Origin of the sequence: Phytopseudomonas seleniipraecipitans, assembly GCF_900102335.1 — a bacterium.
Lineage (GTDB): Bacteria > Pseudomonadota > Gammaproteobacteria > Pseudomonadales > Pseudomonadaceae > Aquipseudomonas > Aquipseudomonas seleniipraecipitans.
Genome location: NZ_FNBM01000001.1, coordinates 615710 through 639477, shown reverse-complemented (window position 1 = coordinate 639477; position 23768 = coordinate 615710). Strand labels below are relative to the sequence as shown.

The following is a 23768-nucleotide window of genomic DNA, read 5'->3' as shown; positions in this document are numbered from 1 at the left end:
AACCACTACCAATTACCCGCATCAAGTTGCCTATAGCTCACAACGACAGACCCTTTAAAGCAAACCAGCAATGCCCCATCAGCTGCCAAAGGCATTGCTCTGGTCAGCCTGTTCGCCGGTGATAAACGCTGCACCCTCAATGTGGTAGACGGTTGGCTCTGCGGAGAAATATTCCTCCAGACCCAGCATGAACACCCGATGGTCTTCGCTCGCCTCGAAGCTGAGGTGATCATTGAGTGATCGCCAGCGCACGATCAAGTTGAGGTGCTCGGGTGTCTCGATCCCTTTCGCGAGCATGTGGCCGTCGTAACCCGTTGCGCGCTGGAGCAACGGAGCAACCTCGGCGAATACACGTTTGAACTGTTCAATGTGTTGTTTGTGAACAGGCAGCAGAGCAATTTCATAAATCATGGCGTTCTCCAAAAATGACGTGGGCAGCTACGTGCTGTTACGGGAGGAGCGATGGCTCGATGGCAATCGCGATTTTTCCCTTGAGGCCATTGTTGGGGCTTTCCAGGCGGGCATGTGCCAGCGCAAGGTCAGCAAGCGAATAGACCGCGCCGACATGTGGCCGTAGCTGACCGCGCTCGATCAACGCACTCAACTCATCAAGCTTGCCGCGGTTCTGTCGGGTGAAAACGAAGTGATAACTGGCGTTCTTGCCCCACGCCTGAACGAGGTTCTGTGGCTTTGCAATGTCCACAATCGAGACCACGCGGCCCAGTTGTGCGAGCGCATCGGGACTACGGGTCAAGGTGTCGCCGCCAATGGTGTCGAACACCACGTCCACACCGCGGCCACCGGTTTCGCGCAGAACGGCCTCGACGTAATCCTCCGTTGTGTAATCAATGAGCACGTCGGCACCCATGCTGCGCGCGAACTCAAAGTTCTCTTCGCGCACGGTGGTGAATACTCGCGCGCCTATCGCTTTTGCCAACTGGATCGCCACATGGCCGACGCCTCCCGCGCCGCCGTGCACCAGGATGCTTTCCCCCACTCGCAGTCCTGCACGCACGACCAGAGCTTCCCAGGCCGTGCCGCCAACCAGGGTCAGGGTGGCCGCTTCGAGATGGCTCAGCGAAGCAGGCTTCTTACCGACAATGCTTTCCGACGCCACGTGGTACTCGGCGTAGCTACCAGGGCCATCAAAAATCTGCGGGGTGTACCAGACTTCGTCGCCAGGCACGAAGCTCGTCACGCCCGGCCCGACTTCTTCGACTACCCCCGACACGTCATGCCCGGTAATCGTCGGCAGCTGCACCAGATCGGCATAGTCACCACGGCGGACCTGGAAATCCAGAGGGTTGATGGAGGTGGCGTGGACACGGACCAGAACTTGTCCCGCTTGCGGAACCGGCTTGGGCACCTCGCGCAGCTCGAATGATTGGGGGCCGCCAAATGAGGTAAGGATCATCGCTTTCATGGTAATTCCTCGTTTCGTTTAAATTAGATATCGCTATTTCTCGATATAAAAGGTTTGAAATTTACGCGGTTACTGTGCGATCTCAGGTCATAGAAAATTCCCGTTTCGTTAAAATTGGATATCGAGATTTGTCGATATTTCCACTTAAATGACTACAACTCTTTGCCAATGATCTCGGCAAGAGCACGGATGCTTTCTTCATTACGCTGGTAATAGGTCCACTGACCGATGCGCCTGACCTTGACCAGGCCAGCTCTCTGCAACGTCGCCAGATAGCCAGACACCGTTGACTGCGACAGCCCGATACCTTCTTGAATGCTGCTGACGCAAACGCCCACTGTATGAACGTCCCCTTCATCCTGTGGAGGGAAGTTCTTCACGGGATCCTTCAAGCCCTTCAGGATCTGCAGGCGGGTCGGATTCGAGAGCGCTTTGAATACGTTGATTAATTCCATGACTCGATAATATCGAGATTTACCGATATGTCAATTCTATAGTCACCCGCTCGTCAGGCAGCCATCGGGGATGCTGCCCTTACGGTCCACCTCGTATCCTCTGCCGGAGAAAGAACCCGCAACCACTGGCGCTTCGCTGCCGAGAGGAGAAATGGATGACATCTTGGAAATGTCGGCACAGGTCGATGCAGCCCATGCGTATCGCCAGTGGAGGCTTAGCCGTCGTGTCCAGCAAAACGGGCATCAATCACGCTCGGGGTTCGGGCATGCAAATAGCGTTATTGCACGGGTATAAATTGGCCAGGACGGTACACAGACTGCGGATGCACGACCCGACCCAGCGCAGACCGTTGGCAGAGCTGAAAGAAATTCACCATGCTGCCCATCCTGGCGACTCCAAGGAAAGACAACAGCTCGGAAATCAATTCATTAACCTGATCCACCGGTAAGCGATGTAAAGCCCAACCGGCACCGCTGAGACGAAAAAGGCGAGGCCGAATGACAGCTCAAAGCTGAAATACAGCACGACGAAGCTAACCACCGCGAAGGCTGACAACATCACTGTCAGCCCGTCCAGAAAGGCAACGTCCGCCCCTGCCCCTCGCCAGGAGGTATCGGCCCGTTTATTCAGGGAGCGCCGCTTCCGCACAAGCCAGGCGTCAGTGACGAAATCTACAATCCATTCGATCAATCCGCCGATGAAGATCATCATTCCAATTCCTGAATTAGCCGTGGGTAATCGACCGGTGATGCTCTGAGAAGCCGCCGCTGAGTCTGCGCGGAAGACCTTGGTACTTTGTGCGGCCTGCTTCACAAAATCGTAGGCCCGCGGCGTTGATGCCAAGCGTTTATAGGCGTGGTCAGCCCCCCTGGCTCGGATTCAGCAGGTGGTTCATTGGCAGCCGACGGTATCGTCAACCCGCTGGTACAGCTGCAAATCCACTTGCCAGCGAGGGTAAGCCACCGCTCTCCTGGCCTCGTCTCAATTGCCTGACAAAGGACGATCTGCAGCGGGTTCGCAGCCGGTTCCGGGTAATTCGAGCGTAGGCGGTTGGTACGAGATCGGCTTTACTCGTTGAAGCAAGGAGCAGCACTGTCGCGGATAGGATGTACCCGCCCTATGCAGCTCTTTTTTCGGTATCTTCGCTGACCAAGTTGCTGTTTCTCCATCCTGCCCAGAGCGTTGAGCGTGCCTAGATTCCGTCTGTTTCCACTGGGAGGCGGCTTTTGCCTTGCCGTCTTGCTGGGCCTTGTGTTCGTGTTTCTGCTCGATCCGATGCCGGTACAGAAGGTCCGCAACGCGGTTTTCGACCAGTACCAGCGTTGGCATCCACGCGTTTATCAGGATGCGCCCGTGCGTATCGTCGACCTCGATGAAGAAAGCCTGAGGCGCATCGGCCAGTGGCCCTGGCCCCGCACGCAGGTCGCGGCGCTGGTGGATAAGCTTGAGCAGGCCGGCGCAGCCGCGATCGTGTTCGATGTGCTGTTCGCCGAGCCGGACCGCACCTCGCCCAGTCAACTGCTGCGTGGCAATCAACTGCCACCGGGGTTGGCCGCCGAGCTGGCAGCCTTGCCCGATCATGACGCGCAGCTCGCCGACGTACTCAAACCCGGTAACACGGTGCTCGGCTTTGCCGCCGAACAAAGCAGCAGCGCCGTCGGGCCGCCGCTGAGCCGCTTCGGCCTGGTGCTGCAAGGCCAGTCGCCGCTTTCATTCGTGCCTGCCTTCCAAGGTGCAAGCCGCCCATTGGCAGAGCTGGAGCAAGCGGCCCGTGGCGTTGGTGCCATGACGTTCAGGCCTGATGCCGACGGTGTAGTGCGGCGCGTGCCGCTGTTCGTGTCGCTGGCTGGGGAGTTGCGCCCATCGTTGGTGGCCGAAGCCCTGCGCGTAGCGCAGCGCAGTGGTCGATACCGGATCATCAGTAGCGAGTCCGGGGTTCAGCGCGTCGACATTGGCCGCTTACAGATTCCCACTGCTGCAAGCGGCGAACTCTGGGTGTATTTCACCGGCCCACAACCCAGCCGTAGCCTACCTGCCTGGCAGGTACTCGAAGGGTCTGCGCCGCCTGTTGCAGGCGCAATCATCATGATCGGCACATCAGCACAAGGACTGCAGGACCTGCGTTTCAGTCCGCTGGGCGGGATCATCCCGGGGGTGGAGGTCCACGCCCAGGCGCTCGAGCAGATACTCACGGATACCCTGTTGCTTCGGCCGGGCTGGTCCTTGGCGGTGGAGAGCCTGACGTTGCTGCTGGGTGGTTTGGCGCTGGGGCTGCTGGCGTTGAGTATTCCTGCGCTGGCATCGGCCGTGCTCATGGTCGTGCTGGTCGCGCTGCTGAACGCGGCGGCCTGGTATGGCTTCGTGGCGCACAGGCTGCTGCTCGACCTGTTCACCCCGTCGATCGGGTTGATGCTGGTGTATGGCGCCGCCAGCATCGTCCGCCACATGGCTGCCGAGCGCGAACAGCGCTGGGTACACGCAGCCTTCTCTCGCTACGTATCCCCTAACCTGGTCAAGCACCTGGTGGCCCATCCGGAGCGACTGATACTCGGCGGCCAGCGACAGATGTGCAGCTTTGTGTTCACCGACATCACCGGGTTTACCTCGATGATGGAGCGTCGTACGCCCGAATCGGCGGTCAGCCTGCTCAATGAATACCTAGAGCAGGTCATCGCCATCGCGTTCCGCCATGAAGGCACCCTGGATCGAATCGTTGGCGACGCAGTGGCGATCATGTTTTCCGCCCCTATCCCGCAGGCTGACCACCAGCAGCGCGCGCTTTCATGCGCGCTGGAGATCAATCGTTTCGCCCAGTCCTACGTGGAATCACTGCGCGAACAAGGCATCGATTTCGGGCACACACGCATCGGTGTGCATAGCGGCGAAGTGGTGGTGGGTAACTTTGGTGGATCGATGATTTTCGATTACCGGGCGCTCGGCGATCCGGTAAACACCACGGCACGTCTGGAGAGCTTGAACAAGCAGCTCGGCACTCTGGTGTGCGCCTCCGAGGCGATTCGCCAGAGCTGCCCACAGGTGCCAATGCGGCCCGTCGGCGAGGTACGGCTCAAGGGAAAGGACGAGTCCGTGCAGGTGTTCGAGCCGGTTGAGGCGATGGTCAAATCCATTGGCACTTGCGACGAGGCGTACGAGGCGGCCTATCGGCTCCTGCAAGCGGGTGATCCTACTGCCGTGTCGGCGTTCGTCACGCTGAGCGACCAGCGCCCATGGGACGGGCTGGTCGCTTTTCACCTACGTCGCCTGCTAAACGACGAACACGGCATCCGCTTCGAAATGCGCCGCAAGTAAAGCCTGCCGAAGCAGGCTCAGCGTACGGTGACTTCGACGCGGCGGTTGGTGGGCTCGGGAGTATTATCGGGCGTCTTCAGCAACAGGTTGTCTTCGCCGTGCGAGGTAACGACGAGCTCAAGCGCCTGCAGGCCGTTTTCCTGCAACTGACGGGCGATATCACGGGCGCGCGACAGCCCCAGCTTTTCGTTGTAAGCCTTGCTGCCAACCGTGTCGGTGTGGCCGATCACGGAAACCGCCGACGGCCCACGCTCCCTCACGGTCTGCAGCACCTCCGGAATTTCCGCCTGGGACTTCTCGGTCAGGCTGGTGCCACCGGTTTTGAAGTACAGCAGATAGCTTTTCGGCAACGCCGGCTGCGCGGCTCGTGCGGCGGAGAAGTCCTTGTCGAGTTTGGGTTCAGCCACCTGAAAAGACGTGGCACTGCTGCCGTCGAGGTTGACGGCATGGTCCCTCCGGTCCACCCGCGTGATGCCTTTGGCGGTGCGAACTTCAATCGCACCGGTACTTCCGTCGGGGCTGGCGACCAGCACTACATACGGTTTGGACGCGCATCCGCCCAGCAAAGCAAGAAAAAACAGGGCGACTGCGTGGGTATATTGTCGAGACATGCCGTATCCGAACTCAATCAACCTTGACGAGGAAGTGTGTGCCGCGCACGCCGATGGTGCCGGTCGGGGTGTTGATCTCCACCGCTTCGGGCTTGAGCTTGGCGATGGTGCCGGAAATGTAGTCAAGCGTGCCGTGGGTAATCTTGGCACTGAGCTTCAACTCCTCCTGGGCTGGATCGAACAGGAACTCATCGAGGGTCATTTCGCTATTGGGGCCGAAAGACATCAATGTGTTGTCCCTCAGCGTTACCCCCATCGACCCCGCCGGACCAGTTTTCACCACACTGCCGACGTACAACGGGGTACCAATCGTCGCTGATTGCGTTGTGCCATCTATGCTGACGGTAGCCTCTCCCTGTACCTTCATCACGTAACCTATTGATGTGGCTGGTTCAACCGCGAGCGCGGCCGAAGTCAGCAAGGCGCCAGCAAGCGGCCATATCGTGAAGCGAGCAAACACAGTAATCTTCTTTTTCATTCTATTTCCCTGATTGAACTGAGCGTTGCACATACGGCCGCAGACCGCTGCGTGGCTGGCTGTACAAGTAGCACGCGATGGGATCCGAGCGCAGGTTGCAGTATGTCATTAGGGCAAATCAAGCAGCGATTCAGGCTACGGTTCAAGAGCAGGAATCTGGTGATCACCACGTTCCTGCTTTTGCAGCTGGCGCCTATCTTGGCGCTAACCGTGGGCGTACCACCAGTGGTTTCGCTTTGTCTGTCGATCGGCATCGTGCTGTGCACCATGCCGCTGGTGCTCAACGGCATGGAAAGCCTCGATCGCACCATCAAGTCGCTGGTGCAAGACACGCAGAAAATCCGCCAGATGGATTTTTCCGGTGAGCTGCAGCCGGCGTCGATGTTTGCCGAAATTGAAACCCTCAACCGCAACCACATCGAGATGAAAGCGGCCCTGCAAAGCCAGACCCGAGCGCTGCAGATTTCGCAGATGAAGCTTTCCAGCCTGGTCGAGAATGGGTTGCTGTTGTCCTCGGAGCGCAACCGGGATGCGCTGCTGCGCCATATCCTCATGCAGGGCAAACGCATCTGCAATGCCCAAGCCGCCACCATGTACCTCAAAACCGAGCACAACACCCTGCGCTTCGCGTTGCGCTCCATGGATGACGAGCTGCCGACGATTGAAATCCCTTTGCACGACCCGCAAACCGGCTTGCCCAACGAGCGGCACGTGTCGACCTACACCGCACTGCACAACGAAACCGTGGTGATAGACGACGTTTATGCCGAGAGCCGTTTCGACCTCAGCGGCACGCGCAGTTTCGACAGCGAGTCCGGCTTCCATACCGTTTCCATGCTCACCGTACCCCTGGCGCCACGCGGCGGCGAAGTGATCGGCGTGCTGCAGTTCATGAACGCCCTGGACACCGAAACAGGTGAGGTGATCGCCTTCTCGCCGCAAGTGGTGTCGTTCATCGGCGCACTGGCTTCCCAGGCAGCCGTTGCGCTGGAAAACCACAATCTGATTGACTCGCAGCGTGCCTTGATCGACGGCATGATCGAAATTCTCGCCGGTGCCATCGACGCCAAAAGCCCCTACACCGGCGCGCATTGCGAACGTGTGCCGGAGCTGGCGATGATGCTCGCCGAGGCTGCCAGCAATGTCAGCGAAGGGCCGCTGGAAAACTTCCGCTTTACCACTGCAGACGAATGGCGCGAGTTTCGGATCGGTGCCTGGCTGCACGACTGCGGCAAGATCACCACGCCGGAACACGTGGTCGACAAAGCCACCAAGCTGGAGACGATCTACAACCGCATCCATGAAGTGCGCATGCGTTTTGAAGTGCTGTTGCGCGATGCGCAGATCGAGCGCCTACAACGCATGCTAGACGGCCATGATCGACTGGAAGCCGATACGCAGTATCAAGACCTCGTCCAGACGCTGCAGAACGAGTTTGCGTTCATTGCCGAGTGCAACATCGGCGGCGAACTGATGAACCCGGAGCACGTCGGCACCCTTCATAAAGCGGGTGAACGTACGTGGCTGCGGCATTTCGATGATCGACTCGGGCTCTCCCCTGCCGAATTGGCGCGTGTTGCCGAACTGCCCGTGGCACCGCTGCCTGCAGTTGAGCGGCTACTGGCAGACAAGCAACAACATATCTTCCCACGCCCCGAGACCAAAGCGCTCGACCCCAAGTACGGCTTCAAGATCAACGTGCCAGAGCACCTCTATAACTACGGCGAGCTCTACAACCTGAGTATCAGCCGCGGCACGCTCACCGAGGAAGAGCGCTTCAAGATCAACGAACACATCATCCAGACCATCGTCATGCTCGAAAACCTGCCGCTTCCCTCCAACCTCAAGCGGGTGCCGGAGTATGCCGGCACCCACCACGAAACCCTTCTCGGCACGGGCTACCCGCGGCAACTGGACAAAAGCCAGCTGTCCATCCCCGCACGCATCATGGCCATCGCCGATATCTTCGAGGCGCTGACCGCCTCCGACCGGCCGTACAAGCGGGCAAAGACTTTGTCGGAGTCGATCGGAATACTCGCCAACCTGCGCGACAAGGGCCACATCGATGCCGACCTGTTCGCCCTCTTTCTGCAGGCAGGCCTGCCGATGCGTTACGCCGAACGCCACCTGCACCCCGACCAGATCGACGCCATCGACGTTCGCCGCTTCCTGCCCGAGGAACCAGCGTCTTAAGCTGAAGGAGGCGCGCTTCTCAAGATGAATGCTCAAGGCGCACGAGATTAGCCTGAGGTTTGGCGTCTTTAGGCTGAACTACCGTCGGAGGTTATTTGCAGCTAATGACCAGAGGCGGGCCTTCCTGCCAATAAATAAATCCACCCCTTTTCTCTCCCAATGTTTAACTTTGCGGGGAAATCACATGAACTTGCAAACTTCCAATTCTTCCTGCGTTTTCAGTTCGGTTTTAATACCCAGCCTGTACTTGCAGTAATTTATTACCACGCTCCGCTCCTCGTTGCTCAGCCGGTCGATCGGTTTGTCATCTTCATCCGTCAGGAAGATATTTTCGAACCTAACCTGTAACGCTGGATGTTTTTTGATAAAAAACACAGCGCGATTATCTTCAGCGAAGTGTGTTTCATAAACGCCGATGTTCAGCCATAAAAGTAAAAATGCAAAAATCATCAAAACAAGGATCATCTTTTTTTTCATGGTAAAGTCGGCGGCGGCAGTAAGCCTGTAACCACCCTCATGTTCCTAACAAATTCCATCCCAACATTGCCTGGGCAAATTTTTCCGTCGGCAGCTCGTCCCGGAAACTCACGATGCCCGCCCAATTGTTTAATCAAAAATACGCTTTTAAGAGCACTGATCAAACTGGTGGCTGCATCAATCTGGAGAGACGGTATGACGTCGGTCGTGTTAACTCCCAGGCGCTCGATGGTCTCACGCCCCAATGCCCAAATATCATCCCCCTCGGCGGCAATGGTGAGATTATTCAAGAAAACCACCCCAATAACACCGGTGTTATATCCTCGAACACTGCCGCCCTTTAGGCGAATATCCCGACCTTCATAAATAACCCCACTGCAATCAATCCCAAAGTGATATGCGATGTCGTCATATTTATTGCCAACTTGTTCTTCTTGAGTGTCCTTCATCTGATCAGCTCCATGCCCGCAGCTGTAGCTGCGTCCAGCATGGTGAAAAGCAATCATTGAATAATCCCAATCTGACGCCATCCGGTCCTTTGCTGAGATGGCTCCCCACTCGGAACGCTCGACAAACTGATGTTCTAAAGAGCGTACCTTTCGGATGATTGCCTCGCGAGTTGCAGCTCGGTCATCAACTATGACCGCTACTGGATCGAGCGGCTGGCCAATCTTCACTTCTTGAGCCTTGGTCGTAGTCTTGAAAGATTTGCCGGTCATTGGTTGCCCTCCGACAGTTCCTTGAGCGTGCGTGCTGGGGATTTGAACAAGACGTGCAATGAAATTGCAGAGTCTGCTGAAGGCGCCTGTATATGGGCTAGGCCGCTGCCATCCGTCACTCCAAACGTTTCACGCCCATCCACCACTGCGACGAACTCTCGATAGGCGAGCAGGCTACCGGTTTCACTATGGGTAATGCTGAATACTTGGGCGAAGGTTTTCTGAAACTGGAGCGGAGCTGGCGCAGTGAAGGACGCGGGGGTATGGCTGTCACCGATTATCACGGTGCCAGACCCCATGATGACCGTATTGCCATGAGAGCCGCTGCTGCCCACAGTGGCGGCGCGTAAACCATTGATAATTACGGTCGAGGATAACCCCGACACTAGGGGGCTTCCACAAGCGCTTGTGTCAGTCTCGCGCGCGGCTGCCAGATTGTCGAACAACACATCGGGTGAGCCGATGGCAACGGGGTTGACGCCATGGCCTGGCAGTGGACAAGAGGTGGGGTCAGTTTGGCGAGCCGCCGGCCTTCCGCTCATGGTGAAGCTCCTTGGATACACAGACAGAAAGCGGATACTACCTGCGCCTTATCGTGGAAACCCCGCGCGATATGCAAATCGGGGGATGTCACTATTACTGATCGTTGCCACGCTCCGCGTGGCAACGACTTCCAGGACGCTCTGCGCCCGCTGTTGGTGCATGTCACCGGCCCGTACGGGCGCGGAGCGCCCTGGACTGTGCTACCTCGCTGAAGCGCGGGAGCGATCCTGACGCGTTCCCCCTTGCGTTTCCGAGGGACGGATGAGGCGTCAGCTGCTCGCCCCGATCCACGCTACCTAGCTGATCGTTGATCCAGCGTCGCCACCACCCAATGGTGGACAAATAACGCGTCGTCCACCTTACGAGTTTCATCCGCAGCGGCAGTTAGCTACATGAGGCCCTTTAATCCGATAAACACAGCGCAACGACAAACAGCACCACAAGAAAAAATACGCAACCAACGAAGTTCGGTAGGAAATACAGATAGCTGTTGGTATCGCGATAATGCCCGAACGTCATCACCTTCAATACCCAGAGCCCAAGTGCCCTGAATGCGACCTCAAATATGAAACCGATGACGTTGAACATCCCTCCATGATCTATCTCTCCCCTAACATTCATTCTGGACAGTTCTACCTCAGTGATTCACATAGAGCAGATACAGACCGAACCCTACGACCAGCAGTAGATGCCAAAGGTTGGACAGCCGCGGCGCCGGCTCAGGTAGCCCACCAGCAGCAGGCCGGCGAAGAACAACTGGGCGGTCACGCCAATGATCAATACCGTGAGCAACAAGGCTCGCTTCTCCTGATTCACCCGCTTGCAGTTAGGCTGCCCAACAGCTTGCCGGTGATCGCGTGCAGTTGCTGTTTTTCCTCGTCGTTGAGGGCAGCGAGCACGCGCTGTAGATTAGCGACGTGGGCGACGAGCATGTTGTCGATCAGTGCAAAACCGGCAGGTGTCAGCGCCACCAGAATGCCGCGGCGGTCGCTGGGGTGGCGGCGGCGCTCAATCAATCCGGCCTTTTCCAGGCGGTCGATGCGGCTGGTCATACCGCCCGAGGAAATCATCGCGCTCTCGTACAACGCAGTGGGCATCAATGCGTAGGGCTCGCCCGAGCGGCGCAGGGTGGCTAGCAGGTCGAACTCGCCGGCTTGTAGGCCGTGCTCGGCGAAGAACGGCAGCAGGTGGTCGCGGCTGATAACGTGGGACAGCTCGGCCAGGCGGCCGATCACCGCCATGGAAAAGCCGTCCAGGTCCGGGCGTTGCTGCTGCCACTGTTCGGCGGCCAATTGTGCACGATCTTGCATATCGCCCTCGATTTATCTTGCCATCAAGATACTTTTCAAAAAGAATGTTTCCATCTTAGCGTATTCATTGGATGGAACCAGCCATGGCCGCCCCACAATCACGACCGCTCTTGTCACTTCTGCTGTTGCTCGGCATCGGCGCGCTGATGGGGCTGACCAGCAACCTGGTGAAACTGGCCAGCGCCGCGGGCTGGTCGCCGGTGGCCTATCTGCTCTGGAGCCTGCTCGGTGGCGGCCTGCTGTTGCTGCTGTTCACCCGCCTGCGTGGCGAAGCGCCAGGATTGAGCCCTCGCCTGCAACGCTACTACCTGGCCTCGGGCTTGCTGAGCATCGCCCTGCCCAATGGCTTGCTGTTCAGCTCGATTCCCCATGTGGGTGCGGGCTTCGCGTCGATGTGCCTGGCATTTCCGCCGCTGATCACCTACCTGCTGGCTTTGGCACTGCGCATGGAGCCGTTGAGCCGGGTGCGCCTGCTGGGTATCTGCATTGGCCTGAGCGGCAGCCTGCTTTTGGCGCTGGACAAGATGCACAGCGGCGACAGCCCGTTACTGTGGATTCTCGCCGCGCTGGCGGTGCCGGTCTTTCTCGGCCTGGGCAACATCTACCGTTCGCGCTGCTGGCCGGCCGGTGCCAGCCCGCTGTCGCTGGCGCCGGGCATGCTGCTGGGTGGCGCCCTGCTCCTGCTGCCGCTGGCCCTGTTCGACGTGACGCTCGCCCCGGCGCTGCACAGCGGGCCGGCGGTCAGCCTGCTGCTGGTGCAGATGGCGCTGTTCGCCATCGTCTACGCGCTGTATTTCGTGCTGCAGAAGCTGGCCGGCGCGGTATACCTCAGCCAGATCGGTTCGGTGGCAGCGATGCTCGGTGCGGCAATGGCCGTCACCCTGCTGGGCGAGCACGGCAGCCTGTCGATGTTGCTGGCGGCGCTGTGCATCGTCGGCGGTGTCTTGCTGGTGGCGTGGCGCGGTGCGCAGGAGAACAAGTCATGAAACGCCAGCCCCTGCTGTTACTCGCCATCGTGCTGCTTGGCCTCAACCTGCGCCCGGTGCTGGCTGCGCTCGGCCCGCTGCTCGACCGCATCCAGCTCGACACCGGTCTGGGCCATGTCGGCGCCAGCCTGTTGACCAGCCTGCCTATCGTCATCATGGGCCTCGGGGCGCTGGCGGCCGGCGTGCTGCGCCGGCGCCTGGGTGAGCAGAACGGCATTCTTGTCGGCGTTGTGCTGATCGCCCTCGCCTGCGCAATCCGCGGCGTGCTGCCTCAGGCGGCACCGCTGATCGTCAGCGCGCTATTGGCCGGTGCCGGTATTGCGTTCGTGCAGGCGCTGTTGCCTGGTCTGATCAAGGCACGCTTCAGCAACGACAGTGGCCGCCTGATCGGCTTCTACAGCTGTGCGATCATGGGCGGCGCGGCATTTGGCGCGGCGCTCACGCCTTGGTTCGCGCACTGGATCGGTTGGGGCTGGGCGCTGGCACTGTGGGCGTTGCCAGCGGCCGGCGCGAGCCTGCTGTGGAACAAAGCGGCACCGGCCGATAGCGCGCCACCGCCTGGCGAGGTGCAACACCTCGACGCCTGGCGCTCGCCGAGAGCCTGGTTACTGATGGCGTTCTTCGGCGTCGGCACTGCCGGCTACACCCTGGTGCTGGCCTGGCTGCCGCCCTACTACACCGCTCTGGGCTGGAGCGCGCAGTCCAGCGGCTTGCTGCTGGCCGCGCTGACGCTTTGCGAGGTGGCCGCCGGCCTACTGGCCTCGAGCCTGCTGGCGCGCTACCCGGATCGCCGCCCGCTGCTGGCCGTGGTGCTGCTGTCGCTGCTGGCCGGCCTGCTGGGTTTGCTGTTCGCACCGCTGCAACTGGTCGTGCCGATCTGCATCCTGGTGGGTATCGGTATCGGTGCGCTGTTCCCGCTCTCGCTGGTGGTGGCTCAGGATCATCTTGATGATCCACGGCAGACCGGCGACCTGCTGGCGTTCGTGCAAGGCGGCGGCTACCTGATCGCCGCCTGCTCGCCGCTGCTGGCGGGGCTGCTGCGCCAGTACACCGATGACCTGCGACTGAGCTGGCTGGCCATGGCCGTGGCGACCCTGGCGCTGATGGTCATGGCCGCGCGCTTCAAGCCGGGCAGCGGGCACTTCCATACGCGACTCAGCAACTAGCCGGACTCAGGAGCACAGTCCGCCCTACCGGCTCACGGCGTACTGCTTCGCGAGTACGCCCTACGTGGCGAATCGGGTGTCATGATCGCTCCTGGCCCAGGTCAATCGTCATACAGGCTTGCGTCGGTCTCCGGGGGTCCGGCCCAGTCCTCGGGATAGAGCCCGCGCTCGACATCCCGGTGAAACGTGGAATATGGCCAATCGCCTACTCGCGGCACCAGGCCATGCTTGAGCGGATTGATGTGGATGTAATCGAGATGACGCCTGAAATCCTTTTCGTCACGTACCAGGTGCTCCCAGTAACGACGTTGCCAGATGCCCCGCTCCCGACGATCCCGGAGAATCTTCGAACGCCACTCGTCCGCCGGTACAGCTCGGGAGAAGACCATCTTGATCAAGCGCCAGCGCAGTGCGAAATCGACCTCGCCTTGCGGCAGTTCGATCAGACAGTGGAAGTGATCGGGCAATACCACCCAGCCGTGTATCTCGAACGGGTGACGTTGCCGGACGACACGCACGGCTTCACGCAGGGTGTCGATGTGGCGCACGAGCAGATCGTTGCCGCGTCGAAAACGCAGGGTATGGGTGAAGAAGTAGGTACCGCCAGGGCGCCATACACGGCGATAGTTGGGCATATGCGTCGTCCTTGACGTTTCTAACGAGTAGAGCCTAGACCAACCACGCAAGTCGGTCTCAAGAGCGCCAGCGAACAGTCCGCCATACCGGCGCACGGCGTACTGCTTCGCGAGTACGCCCTACGTCTGTGCCCGTCAGGCCAGTACTCCAAGTAGGGCGGACTCAGGAGCGCCAGCGAACAGTCCGCCTTACCGGCACACGGCGTACTGCTTCGCGAGTACGCCCTACGTCTGTGCTCGTCAGACCAGTACTCCCCACGTAGGGCGGACTCAGCAGCGCCAGCGAACAGTCCGCCATACCGCCACACGGCGTACTGCTTCGCGAGTACGCCCTACGTCCGTGCTCGTCAGGCCAGTACTCCACGTAGGGCGGACTCAGGAGCGCCAGCGAACAGTCCGCCCTACCGGCACGCGGCGTACTGCTTCGCGTACGCCCTATATGGCTAAGGCCGTCAGTTCACCTCGCGCAGGTAGGCGACCACGGCTGCTTCGTCGCCAGCAAACTCGATGCGCTCGGCCTTGCTGTCGCGCTGGTAGGCGTACATCGGGTCGTAGTACTCGCGCAGCAGGCCTTCTATCCAGCCGCGGTGCAGCTCGACCGCGCCGCTGCGCTGCTGCTCGTCCAGGGCCGCCTGCATGATCGCCAGCAGTCGCTGGTGCCGCTCGCCGCCGAGGCGTTTGTGGATGTTGTCGAGGCTCTGCAGCAGGCGTTCGGCGAACAGCACGAAGCCCTGCTCCTCGCCATGCACGGCGATGAATTCAGCGCACAGGTCGACCACGTAATCACGCAGAATGCGCTCGACGCGGTTGTCAAAACGGTCCTCCAGCCACACCAGCGGATAACCCTGCATGCCCTGGTACAGCGCCAGCGGCACATTGCAACTGCCGACGATGCGGCCTTCGTCTTCCACCACGAACTGCTCGATGCCTGCCGCGCGCTTTCTGAGGATGTCGATGGCCAGGGCGTTCTCGAAATCGATCTGCGCCGGTTGGCCGGTGGCGCGTTTGCCGAAGCTGGAGCCGCGGTGATTGGCATGGCCTTCCAGATCCAGCGCATTGGGCAGTTGCGCCAGCACGTCGGTCTTGCCGGTGCCGGTCATGCCGCCGACGACCACGAACCGGCACTGCGCCAGCGCTTCATCGAGGGTGTCCAGCAGGAAGGTGCGCATCGCCTTGTAGCCACCGACCACGCGTGGGTAATCGATGCCGGCTTCCTTGAGCCACTGCTGGACGATCTGCGAGCGCAGGCCGCCACGAAAGCAGTACAGATAGCCGTCGGGGTTGGCGCGGGCGAACGCGGCCCAGGCCGCGACCCGCTCGGCCTTGGTCTGCCCGCCGACCAGTTGATGGCCCAGTTTGATGGCCGCCTCCTGGCCGTGCTGCTTGTAGCAGGTGCCGACCTTCTGGCGTTCCAGGTCGGTCATCAGCGGCAGGTTGAGCACACCGGGAAAAGCACCTTTGACGAACTCCACCGGGGCGCGGGTATCCATCATCGGCACATCGCGCAAAAACAGATCGCGGTAATCGCGGGCGTCGTCGCGCATCAGAACACCTCGACGGCGTGACGCTGTCGCTCAACCAGCACGCCGATGGGCGCCAGCTCCAGGCCCAGCTCGGCGGCGACCGCGAGAAACTCGGCCTCGCCCTGCTCGCTGACGGCGATCAACAGACCGCCGCTGGTCTGCGGGTCACACAACAGGTCGCGCTGCTCGTCGCTGAGCGCCTCGATGCGCTCGCCATAGCTGTCGAAATTGCGCAGCGTGCCACCCGGCACACAACCCTCGGCCAGGTAATGCTCGACGCCCGGCAGGCGCGGCACCGCGGCATAATCCACGCGCGCGCTGAGCCCGGAGCCGTCAGCCATCTCCACCAGGTGGCCGAGCAGGCCGAAGCCGGTCACGTCGGTCATCGCGTTGACGCCTTCGAGCTTGCCGAAGCGGCTGCCCGGCTTGTTCAGGGTGCACATCCAGTCGCGTGCCAGGCCGATGTCTTCGGCGCGCAGCTTGGCCTTCTTCTCGGCCGTGGTGAGGATGCCGATGCCTAGCGGTTTGGTCAGGTACAGGGTGTCGCCAACCTGGGCGGTGTCGTTGCGCTTCATGTGCCGCTTGTTCACCACGCCGGTCACCGCCAGGCCGAAGATCGGCTCCGGCGCGTCGATGGAATGCCCGCCAGCCAGCGGGATACCGGCGGCATCGCACACCGCACGGCCGCCGCGGATCACTTCGCGGGCGACTTCTGGCGGCAGCAGGTTGACCGGCCAGCCCAGGATGGCGATGGCCATCAACGGATCGCCGCCCATCGCGTAGATGTCGCTGATCGCGTTGGTGGCGGCGATACGGCCGAAGTCGAACGGGTCGTCGACGATGGGCATGAAAAAGTCGGTGGTCGATACCACGCCGCGCTCGTCGTCGAGCGCATACACCGCGGCGTCATCACGCGAGGCGTTGCCGACCCAGAGCTTGGGGTCGAGGTTCTGCGCGCCGCTGCCGGCGAGGATCACCTCCAGCACCTTGGGGGAAATCTTGCAGCCGCAACCAGCACCGTGGCTGTACTGGGTCAGGCGGATCGGCTCACTCATGGCAACGTTCTCGACAGCTGGGAAACAGGCCTGGGATTATAGGGGCTGCGGCCATTTGATTCACGGCCGCGCGTCCGCGCCCCCGCTGCGCTCCATGAAACGACTACAAACTCCGGCAAAGCTGGCCTTTCTCGCGGCGCCTCCTATAATCGCCGCGCTCTTTACCCACTTCTGGAACGCGCACCGATGAGCGCCTTCCAGCCGTTTTTTCCGCTATTGAACCGGAGAACTCCATGCTCAAGCGCACCCTGTCGCTGGTCACCGGCCTCGCCCTGTCCTTGTCCGCTCTCACCGCGCACGCCGCTGACACCCTGCGCGTGTCGGCCATTCCCGACGAAGCACCGACCGAATTGCTGCGCAAGTTCAAGCCGCTGGGCGCGTACCTGGAGCAGCAGCTGGGCATGAAAGTCGAGTTCGTCCCGGTGGCGGATTACCCGGCGGTGGTCGAAGCGCTGGCCACCGACCGACTCGACATGGCCTGGCTGGGCGGCTTCACCTTCGTGCAGGTGCACCTGAAGACTGGCAACGCCATTCCGCTGGTACAGCGCGAGCAGGATGCCGAATTCACCAGCAAATTCATCACCTCGGACCCAAGCGTAAAATCCCTGGCCGACCTGAAGGGCAAGACCTTTGCCTTCGGTTCGGTGTCATCCACCTCGGGCAGCCTGATGCCGCGCTACTTCATGCTCAAGGACGGCATCAAGCCGGAGGCCTATTTCAGCCGCGTGGCCTACTCGGGCGCTCACGACGCCACTGCTGCCTGGGTCCAGGCCGGCAAGGTGGATGCCGGCGTGCTCAACGCCAGCGTGTGGGACAAGCTGGTCAACAGCGGCAAGGTCGACACGAACAAGGTCAAGGTATTCGCCACCACGCCGACCTACTTCGACTACAACTGGACCGTGCGCGGCAGCCTCGACCCGGCCCTGGCCGAGAAGATCAAGCAGGCATTCCTGGCGCTCGACCCGGCCAACCCGGAGCACAAGGCGATTCTCGACCTGCAGGCCGCCAGCCGCTTCATCGCTACCAAGCCTGAGAACTACACCGGCATCGAAGAGGCTGCCCGCGCTGCCGACCTGCTGAAATGACCCTGCGCCTGTCCGGCATTGGCCTGCGGCACGGCAACGGCGTTCAGGCACTTGATGGTTTGCAGCTGAACATTGCGCGCGGCGAACGGGTGGCGATCATCGGTCCGTCCGGCGCGGGCAAGTCGAGCCTGCTCAACCTGCTGGCTACCGCGCTGGCGCCCAGTACGGGTGACGTCGAGGTGCTCGGCAAGCGCCCCTGGCAGCTGTCGAGCCGCCAACGGCAAGGCCTGCGTGCGCGTATCGGGCTGATCCACCAGGCGCCACCGCTGCCCTCGCGGCAACGGGTGGTCACCGCCGTGCTGGCCGGTAAACTCGGCCAGTGGAGCCTGGGCAAGAGCCTGCTCAACCTACTGCACCCGCTGGATATTCCCGGCGCGCGCGCCGAGCTGGCGAAGCTCGATCTGGCCGACAAGCTGTTCGCCCGCTGCGGCGAGCTATCGGGCGGCCAGCTGCAACGGGTCGGCATCGCGCGTGCGCTGTATCAGGCGCCGGAACTGCTTCTTGCGGATGAGCCCGTGTCGGCCATGGACCCACGCCTGGCCGACCATACGCTGTCGCTGCTGTGCCGCCACGCGCAGGCCAGCCAGGTCACGCTGGTCGCCAGCCTGCACACGGTGGAACTGGCACTTGCACATTTCCCACGAGTGATCGGCCTGCGTGACGGGCAGATCGTGTTCGACCTGCCCGCCAGCGATGTCGACCGCCAGCGGCTCGATGCGTTGTACGAAAACGATCAGCTCAGCGCCGCGAGCCCTGGCGCGTCCGCTGCCACGACCTGGGCGACACGATGCTGAGAGCCGATACCCGCGACCCCGCGGCCGGCCCACGCATGCTCCTCGCCCTGTTGGCGATCGTCCTGTTGTGGCCGGGCATCCAACTCGCGGAGCTGGATCTTGGGGTGCTGGTGCAGCCGGACAGCGCCCAGTCGATGGGCAGTTTTCTCAAGGACTTCTGGCCCCCAGCGCGGGACGCGGAATTCCTTGCACTGCTGCTGGACGCAACCCTGCAGACCCTGGCCATCGCCACTGCGGGCATGGCGCTGGCCTTGTTGCTGGCCGTGCCGGCGAGCCTGCTGGCCAGCCGTGCGTTGTCGTTGTCGGCGGCAGCGCGCCACGGGCGGCCTAGCCTGCCAGGCCAATACCTGCGCTGGCCGGTACGCGGTGTGCTGATCTTTCTGCGCAGCGTGCCGGAAATCGTCTGGGCGCTGCTGTTCGTGCGTGCCGTGGGCCTCGGCCCAACCGCCGGCGTGCTAGCCATCGCCATCACTTATGCCGGCATGCTCGGCAAGGTCTATGCGGAGATTTTCGAATCGGTCGATCAACGCCCCGCGCACGCCCTGTTACAGAGTGGTAGCGGGCGCCTGGCGGCGTTCGCCTACGGCATCCTGCCCAATGCCGCCTCCGAACTGACGTCCTACACGGTGTACCGCTGGGAATGTGCGATACGCGCCTCGGTGGTGATGGGCTTCGTTGGCGCGGGAGGGCTGGGCCAGCAGATCGACCTGTCGATGCGCATGTTCGCAGGCGCAGAAGTGGCCAGCATGCTGCTGATCTTTCTGGTTCTGGTGTTGCTGGCTGACCAGTTGAGCCGGCTGCTGCGCGGCAGGTTCACATGAGGCGCCTGGGTAACACCGTGCTGGTACTGGCCATTCTGCTGGCGGTGGGCGGCTCGTTCGTCTACCTCGGCATCGACCTGCTCGGCCTTGCCAGCGGCGACAGCCTGGAGCAGATGCTCAGCTACGCGCAGCGCTTCATGAGCCCGGACCTCAGCGCTGCGCACCTGCGGGCGATTGGCCATGGGGCGCTGGAAACCCTGGCCATGTCGGCGCTAGGCACCCTGCTCGCCGCCGTGCTGGGGCTGTTCCTCGCGCTGCCTGCCGCGGGACGACTTGGCTGGCCCCTGCAGGGCATCACGCGCCTGCTGCTCAACGTGCTACGCGCGATTCCTGAGCTGGTATGGGCGGTGCTGATGGTGCTGGCCGCGGGCCTGGGACCCAATGCCGGCACGCTGGCGCTGGCGCTGCACACTGCCGGCGTGCTCGGTCGACTGTTCGCCGAGGCGCTGGAGAACACACCGTCAGAACCCGCCGCAGCCATTCGCCTGCAAGGTGGCAGCGCGTGGATGGCGTTCTGTTACGGCACCCTGCCCAACCTCTGGCCGCAGTTGCTTGCCTATACGTTGTACCGCTGGGAAAACAATATCCGCATGGCCGCGATATTGGGCTTCGTCGGGGCCGGCGGCCTGGGCCAGATGCTTTACGTCAGCCTCAGCCTGTTCCAGGAGGCCCAGGCCAGCACGGTGATTCTCTGCATGCTGCTATTGGTGCTGGCCGTGGATGCGTTCAGCGGCTGGACCCGGCAACGCTGGGTACGCCACTGACCGCCGCACCCCGCATGGCTAGCGCGTGCGGGTAGACGGCAGCAGGATGGTCAGCACCCCGAGCAGCGGCAAGTACGAGCACAGTTTGTACACGTACTCGATTCCGTGAATGTCGGCCAGATGCCCCAATAGCGCCGCACCAATGCCGCCAAAACCGAACATCAGCCCGAAGAACACGCCGGCAATCATGCCGACATTGCCTGGGACCAGTTCCTGAGCGAACACCACGATGGCCGAGAATGCCGACGCGAGGATGAAGCCGATGATCATGCTCAGCACGCCGGTCCAGAACAGGTCGACATAGGGCAGCGCCAGGGTGAATGGCGCCACGCCAAGGATCGAAAACCAGATCACCGCCTTGCGGCCGATCCGGTCGCCAATCGGCCCGCCGAAGAACGTACCGGCCGCCACGGCGCCGAGGAACATGAACAGATAGAGTTGCGAGCTCGCCACCGACAGATCGAACTTCTCGATCAGGTAAAAGGTGAAGTAGCTGGTGAAGCCGGACATGTAGAAGTACTTGGAGAACACCAGCAGCGCCAGCACCACCAGGGCGAATGTCACGCGCCGCTTCGACAGCCCATGGGTGGCGGCCCCACCCTGCTTGAGGCGGAACAGGTTGAGGTGGTTGCGGTACCAGCGGCTGAGCCCATACCCGACGACAATCGCAAAGGCCGCGAACAGACCGAACCAGGCGACCTGTCCCTGGCCGTAGGGAATCACGATGGCCGCTGCCAGCAGCGGCCCGAACGCGCTGCCGGCATTGCCACCGACCTGAAACGTCGATTGTGCCAACCCGTACCGCCCGCCCGAGGCCAAGCGTGCAATGCGCGACGTCTCCGGGTGAAAGGTCGACGAACCGATCCCCACCAGCGCCGAGGCCACGAGGATCGGCGCAAAGCTGCCGACGAAGGCAAGCATCAGAATGCCCACCAGGGTGCACAACATGCCGGCCGGCAGCAGCCAGGGTTTGGGATGCCGATCCGTATGGAAGCCGACCCAGGGTTGCAGCAACGAGGCAGTGAGCTGGAAGGTCAGCGTGATCAGCCCGATCTGGGTGAAGGTCAGCCCGTAATTGGCCTTGAGCAGCGGGTAGATCGCCGGCAGCACGGCCTGGATCAGATCATTGATCAGGTGAGCCAGGGCGCAGGCGCCAATCACGCGCATGACCAACGGGCTGGCCTGGCTGGCCACGGTGGCGGAGGCCGACAGGGAAGGAGCGGTGGTGCTGGATGACATGAGTGGAGCTTCCAGGGCAGGAAAACAAGAAGCGACGCAGCGACGCCGCTGACAGGTTGCGTGGTGCGGCTTATCCTAGGCGCCGCCAACCCGCCTGTCTCGCGCGGATCAGACATCGACTATCGTAAAAAGGGCAATAACATCAAGTTACTGAATGAAATGCTGCTTGATATCGATGCCAGAGATTGGTCCGTCAGTAGCAGCGCTACCGACTACCCCGAAGGCTGTTTCATCGAGGCGCATGCTCACGCCAAGCATCAGCTGATCTATGCCATCGAGGGCGTGATGGTGGTGTACTCCGCGTCGAGCCAGTGGACCGCGCCGCCCAGCCGAGGCATCTGGATGCCTCAGGGGCAAGTCCACTCCATTCGCTGCGTGGGCGCAGTGAAAATGCGCAGCGTGTTCGTACGGCCCGACGCGCAATTGAATCTGCCGCTGGAGACCAAAGCGGTGAGCATTTCATCCCTGTTGAGCGAGCTGATCAAGGCCTCCGTCGATGTTCGCCATCCGTATGCCACCGACTCACGCGACGCCCGAGTGATGCGCCTGATCCTTGATGAACTGCAAGTGCTGCCAACGCTGCCGCTGAACCTTGCGCAACCTACCGAGGCGCGCCTGCAGACAATTTGCGATGCCTTGCGACGCGACCCGCGAGACGGCTCGACGCTGGCGGAATGGAGCAGCCGCCTGAACATGGATGCCAAGACCATCCAGCGCCTGTTTCGCCGCGAAACCGGTATGACCTTTGGCCAGTGGCGCCAGCAGGCACGCTTGCTGCTGGCCCTGGAGCGCATCGCCGTGGGCGAGAAGATCATCGACGTGGCCGGCGAATTGGGCTACGACAGCCCCAGCGCGTTCAGCGCCATGTTCAAGAAACAGTTCGGCACGACGCCTAGCCAATTCTTCAGGTGAACTCGGCTGGCAACCGGGCTCAAGCTCGCCCCTCGCCTCCACCTGACGCCCCTGGCAAGCTGGCGTCTTGCACGCCCGCCAACGACCAGCGTGTCAGTGCATCATCCAAACACTGAGTAAGCCGCCCAGCGGCCTGTCTGAGTAAGCAATCCATCGATTCGAGGTTCTCCATGTCGTCACCCCGGATAGGCTTCGCCTGCCTCTACCGCCACCCAGACCGCAGCCTGAGCGCGGGTGAGCTGAAAACCATCGAGGCGGCGCTGAACCCACGCACCACCACGCTTCGCTGGATGGACAGCGTCGCGCAGCCGGTCGCGCATGCCAAACTGGTCGAAATCGTCGAGCACAACCTACAGGCCCAACTGCGGCTGCTCGCCTATGTGGCTACCCTGCCACCGGAACTGCGCATGCTGCGCCTGAGCAGCGACCTGCTGCCGTTTTACAGCCATCCCAAGGTGGCAGCCTTCTATCAGGACCCGGCGATCCAGCTGCGCCTGGGTGAAGGCTTTGCTGCGATTGGCGAAGCAGCGCGCGCAGCGGACATTCGCCTGTCGATGCACCCTGGTCAGTACTGCGTGCTGGGTTCGGACCGGCCGGAGGTGGTCGAAAACAGCGTCGCCGAGTTCGAATACCACGCCGACATGATCCGCATGATGGGCTACGGCCGGCAGTTCCAAGACTTCAAATGCAACCTGCACATCGCCGGCAAGCTTGGCGGTGACGGCATTCGCGCGGTGTGGCCGCGGCTTTCCCATGAGGCGCGCCAGTGCATCACCTTCGAGAACGACGAGAAGACCTACGGCGTCGATGACTGCCTGGCACTCGCCGACCTGGCGCCTGTGGTGCTCGACGTGCACCACTGCTGGATTCACGAGAACGGCTACATCGATCCGCAGGCCGAGCGCGTGGCCCGCATCATCGACAGCTGGCGCGGGGTGCGGCCGACCATGCACCTGTCACAGCCGCAGGAACGCCTGCAAGAACTGGGGCTCAGCGCCGAGCGTAAACTGGAAATGCCCGAGGTGCTGAAGGTGGTACCCAAACGCGAGCTGTATGGCCACAGCGCACGCATGTGGAACGACTGGACGAACCAGTACGTGCTGCAGTTCCTGGATCGCTTCGACATCATGTTCGAGGCCAAGGACAAGAACGTCGCGACCCTGGAATTCTACGCACGCTACCTGCAACCCGACCGCTAGCGGATCGCAGCCAAACCGCTCTTGGTGCCTGGCGATGCAGTTCGTAGCCTGGGCCGAGCGCAGCGACAGC

General features: G+C 61.5%; 25 protein-coding genes. 10 read left to right on the top strand and 15 right to left on the bottom strand.

All coding sequences use genetic code 11. The annotated features are described in order from the left end of the window. Positions 1-78 precede the first annotated feature (78 nt). The 4 genes from BLS60_RS02940 to BLS60_RS02925 all read right to left on the bottom strand — a co-directional run bounded on the left by BLS60_RS02940 (position 79) and on the right by BLS60_RS02925 (position 2590). A complete protein-coding gene (locus BLS60_RS02940; RefSeq protein ID WP_092364441.1) occupies positions 79-411 on the bottom strand; it encodes an antibiotic biosynthesis monooxygenase family protein in 333 nt (110 codons plus the stop codon). A 37-nt stretch (positions 412-448) separates the two neighbouring features. Beyond that, positions 449-1423, bottom strand: coding sequence for a zinc-dependent alcohol dehydrogenase family protein (locus tag BLS60_RS02935; protein WP_092364438.1), 975 nt, complete (start codon positions 1421-1423; stop codon positions 449-451). A 152-nt stretch (positions 1424-1575) separates the two neighbouring features. Beyond that, on the bottom strand, positions 1576-1878 hold the full coding sequence (locus BLS60_RS02930) for an ArsR/SmtB family transcription factor (protein WP_092364435.1): 303 nt from the start codon (positions 1876-1878) through the stop codon (positions 1576-1578). Positions 1879-2299: 421 nt separating this feature from the next. Continuing rightward, the gene (locus BLS60_RS02925; RefSeq protein ID WP_092364431.1) at positions 2300-2590 is read right to left on the bottom strand and encodes a hypothetical protein; all 291 of its coding nucleotides are present in this window, start codon (positions 2588-2590) and stop codon (positions 2300-2302) included. Positions 2591-3067: 477 nt separating this feature from the next. Between BLS60_RS02925 and BLS60_RS02920 the strand changes: the two genes are divergently transcribed. Further along, positions 3068-5188 (top strand): CHASE2 domain-containing protein, encoded by a 2121-nt coding sequence (locus BLS60_RS02920; protein ID WP_244153346.1) that lies wholly within the window; start codon positions 3068-3070, stop codon positions 5186-5188. A 17-nt stretch (positions 5189-5205) separates the two neighbouring features. Here the strand turns inward: BLS60_RS02920 and BLS60_RS02915 are convergent, their stop codons facing one another. Continuing rightward, a complete protein-coding gene (locus tag BLS60_RS02915) occupies positions 5206-5799 on the bottom strand; it encodes an OmpA family protein (RefSeq protein ID WP_092364428.1) in 594 nt (197 codons plus the stop codon). A 13-nt stretch (positions 5800-5812) separates the two neighbouring features. Beyond that, positions 5813-6277 (bottom strand): FecR family protein, encoded by a 465-nt coding sequence (locus BLS60_RS02910; RefSeq protein WP_070881640.1) that lies wholly within the window; start codon positions 6275-6277, stop codon positions 5813-5815. Between the two features lie 159 nt (positions 6278-6436). On the opposite strand from BLS60_RS02910, the gene BLS60_RS02905 reads away from it, so the two are divergent. Beyond that, a complete protein-coding gene (locus tag BLS60_RS02905; protein ID WP_244153345.1) occupies positions 6437-8470 on the top strand; it encodes an HD domain-containing phosphohydrolase in 2034 nt (677 codons plus the stop codon). A gap of 180 nt (positions 8471-8650) precedes the next feature. On the opposite strand, the gene BLS60_RS02900 is transcribed toward BLS60_RS02905, so the two are convergent. The 5 genes from BLS60_RS02900 to BLS60_RS02880 all read right to left on the bottom strand — a co-directional run bounded on the left by BLS60_RS02900 (position 8651) and on the right by BLS60_RS02880 (position 11519). Further along, entirely contained in the window at positions 8651-8947 is a 297-nt protein-coding gene (locus tag BLS60_RS02900; protein WP_092364422.1) for a hypothetical protein, read from the bottom strand. Further along, positions 8944-9666, bottom strand: coding sequence for an N-acetylmuramoyl-L-alanine amidase (locus BLS60_RS02895; RefSeq protein ID WP_092364419.1), 723 nt, complete (start codon positions 9664-9666; stop codon positions 8944-8946). The genes BLS60_RS02900 and BLS60_RS02895 overlap by 4 nt, the downstream gene beginning before the upstream one ends. Next, positions 9663-10208, bottom strand: a complete 546-nt coding sequence (locus BLS60_RS02890) for a PAAR domain-containing protein (protein WP_092364416.1) — start codon at positions 10206-10208, stop codon at positions 9663-9665. The genes BLS60_RS02895 and BLS60_RS02890 overlap by 4 nt, the downstream gene beginning before the upstream one ends. Before the next feature lie 673 nt (positions 10209-10881). Beyond that, a complete protein-coding gene (locus tag BLS60_RS21705; protein WP_276325640.1) occupies positions 10882-11004 on the bottom strand; it encodes a hypothetical protein in 123 nt (40 codons plus the stop codon). Between the two features lie 17 nt (positions 11005-11021). Next, positions 11022-11519 (bottom strand): MarR family winged helix-turn-helix transcriptional regulator, encoded by a 498-nt coding sequence (locus BLS60_RS02880; RefSeq protein ID WP_092364410.1) that lies wholly within the window; start codon positions 11517-11519, stop codon positions 11022-11024. A gap of 83 nt (positions 11520-11602) precedes the next feature. On the opposite strand from BLS60_RS02880, the gene BLS60_RS02875 reads away from it, so the two are divergent. After that, a complete protein-coding gene (locus BLS60_RS02875; RefSeq protein WP_092364407.1) occupies positions 11603-12505 on the top strand; it encodes a DMT family transporter in 903 nt (300 codons plus the stop codon). After that, the gene (locus BLS60_RS02870; protein ID WP_092364404.1) at positions 12502-13671 is read left to right on the top strand and encodes a cyanate transporter; all 1170 of its coding nucleotides are present in this window, start codon (positions 12502-12504) and stop codon (positions 13669-13671) included. Before BLS60_RS02875 ends, BLS60_RS02870 begins: the two co-directional genes overlap by 4 nt. Before the next feature lie 101 nt (positions 13672-13772). Here the strand turns inward: BLS60_RS02870 and BLS60_RS02865 are convergent, their stop codons facing one another. The 3 genes from BLS60_RS02865 to selD form a co-directional block, all read right to left on the bottom strand. Beyond that, positions 13773-14306, bottom strand: coding sequence for an REP-associated tyrosine transposase (locus tag BLS60_RS02865; protein WP_092364401.1), 534 nt, complete (start codon positions 14304-14306; stop codon positions 13773-13775). A 452-nt stretch (positions 14307-14758) separates the two neighbouring features. Continuing rightward, positions 14759-15850, bottom strand: a complete 1092-nt coding sequence (gene mnmH / locus BLS60_RS02860; RefSeq protein WP_092364398.1) for a tRNA 2-selenouridine(34) synthase MnmH — start codon at positions 15848-15850, stop codon at positions 14759-14761. Beyond that, the gene (gene selD, locus BLS60_RS02855) at positions 15850-16884 is read right to left on the bottom strand and encodes a selenide, water dikinase SelD (protein ID WP_092364395.1); all 1035 of its coding nucleotides are present in this window, start codon (positions 16882-16884) and stop codon (positions 15850-15852) included. The genes mnmH and selD overlap by 1 nt, the downstream gene beginning before the upstream one ends. Positions 16885-17117: 233 nt before the next feature. Here selD and BLS60_RS02850 point away from each other — a divergent pair, with 233 nt between their 5' ends. The 4 genes from BLS60_RS02850 to phnE are packed head-to-tail and all read left to right on the top strand — an operon-like array spanning position 17118 to position 20348. Beyond that, positions 17118-17969, top strand: coding sequence for a putative selenate ABC transporter substrate-binding protein (locus BLS60_RS02850; RefSeq protein WP_092364392.1), 852 nt, complete (start codon positions 17118-17120; stop codon positions 17967-17969). Continuing rightward, positions 17966-18763: a phosphonate ABC transporter ATP-binding protein gene (locus BLS60_RS02845; protein WP_092364389.1), complete on the top strand. Its 798-nt coding sequence runs from the start codon at positions 17966-17968 to the stop codon at positions 18761-18763. The genes BLS60_RS02850 and BLS60_RS02845 overlap by 4 nt, the downstream gene beginning before the upstream one ends. Beyond that, positions 18757-19584, top strand: coding sequence for a PhnE/PtxC family ABC transporter permease (locus BLS60_RS02840; protein WP_092364387.1), 828 nt, complete (start codon positions 18757-18759; stop codon positions 19582-19584). Before BLS60_RS02845 ends, BLS60_RS02840 begins: the two co-directional genes overlap by 7 nt. Continuing rightward, positions 19581-20348 (top strand): phosphonate ABC transporter, permease protein PhnE, encoded by a 768-nt coding sequence (gene phnE / locus BLS60_RS02835; protein WP_092364385.1) that lies wholly within the window; start codon positions 19581-19583, stop codon positions 20346-20348. Before BLS60_RS02840 ends, phnE begins: the two co-directional genes overlap by 4 nt. 18 nt (positions 20349-20366) lie before the next feature. Here the strand turns inward: phnE and BLS60_RS02830 are convergent, their stop codons facing one another. After that, on the bottom strand, positions 20367-21587 hold the full coding sequence (locus BLS60_RS02830; RefSeq protein WP_092364383.1) for an MFS transporter: 1221 nt from the start codon (positions 21585-21587) through the stop codon (positions 20367-20369). A gap of 159 nt (positions 21588-21746) precedes the next feature. Between BLS60_RS02830 and BLS60_RS02825 the strand changes: the two genes are divergently transcribed. Both BLS60_RS02825 and uvsE read left to right on the top strand, forming a co-directional pair. Continuing rightward, a complete protein-coding gene (locus BLS60_RS02825; protein WP_092365301.1) occupies positions 21747-22499 on the top strand; it encodes an AraC family transcriptional regulator in 753 nt (250 codons plus the stop codon). 170 nt (positions 22500-22669) lie between these two features. Next, positions 22670-23698 (top strand): UV DNA damage repair endonuclease UvsE, encoded by a 1029-nt coding sequence (gene uvsE / locus BLS60_RS02820; RefSeq protein ID WP_092364380.1) that lies wholly within the window; start codon positions 22670-22672, stop codon positions 23696-23698. Positions 23699-23768: the final 70 nt, after the last annotated feature.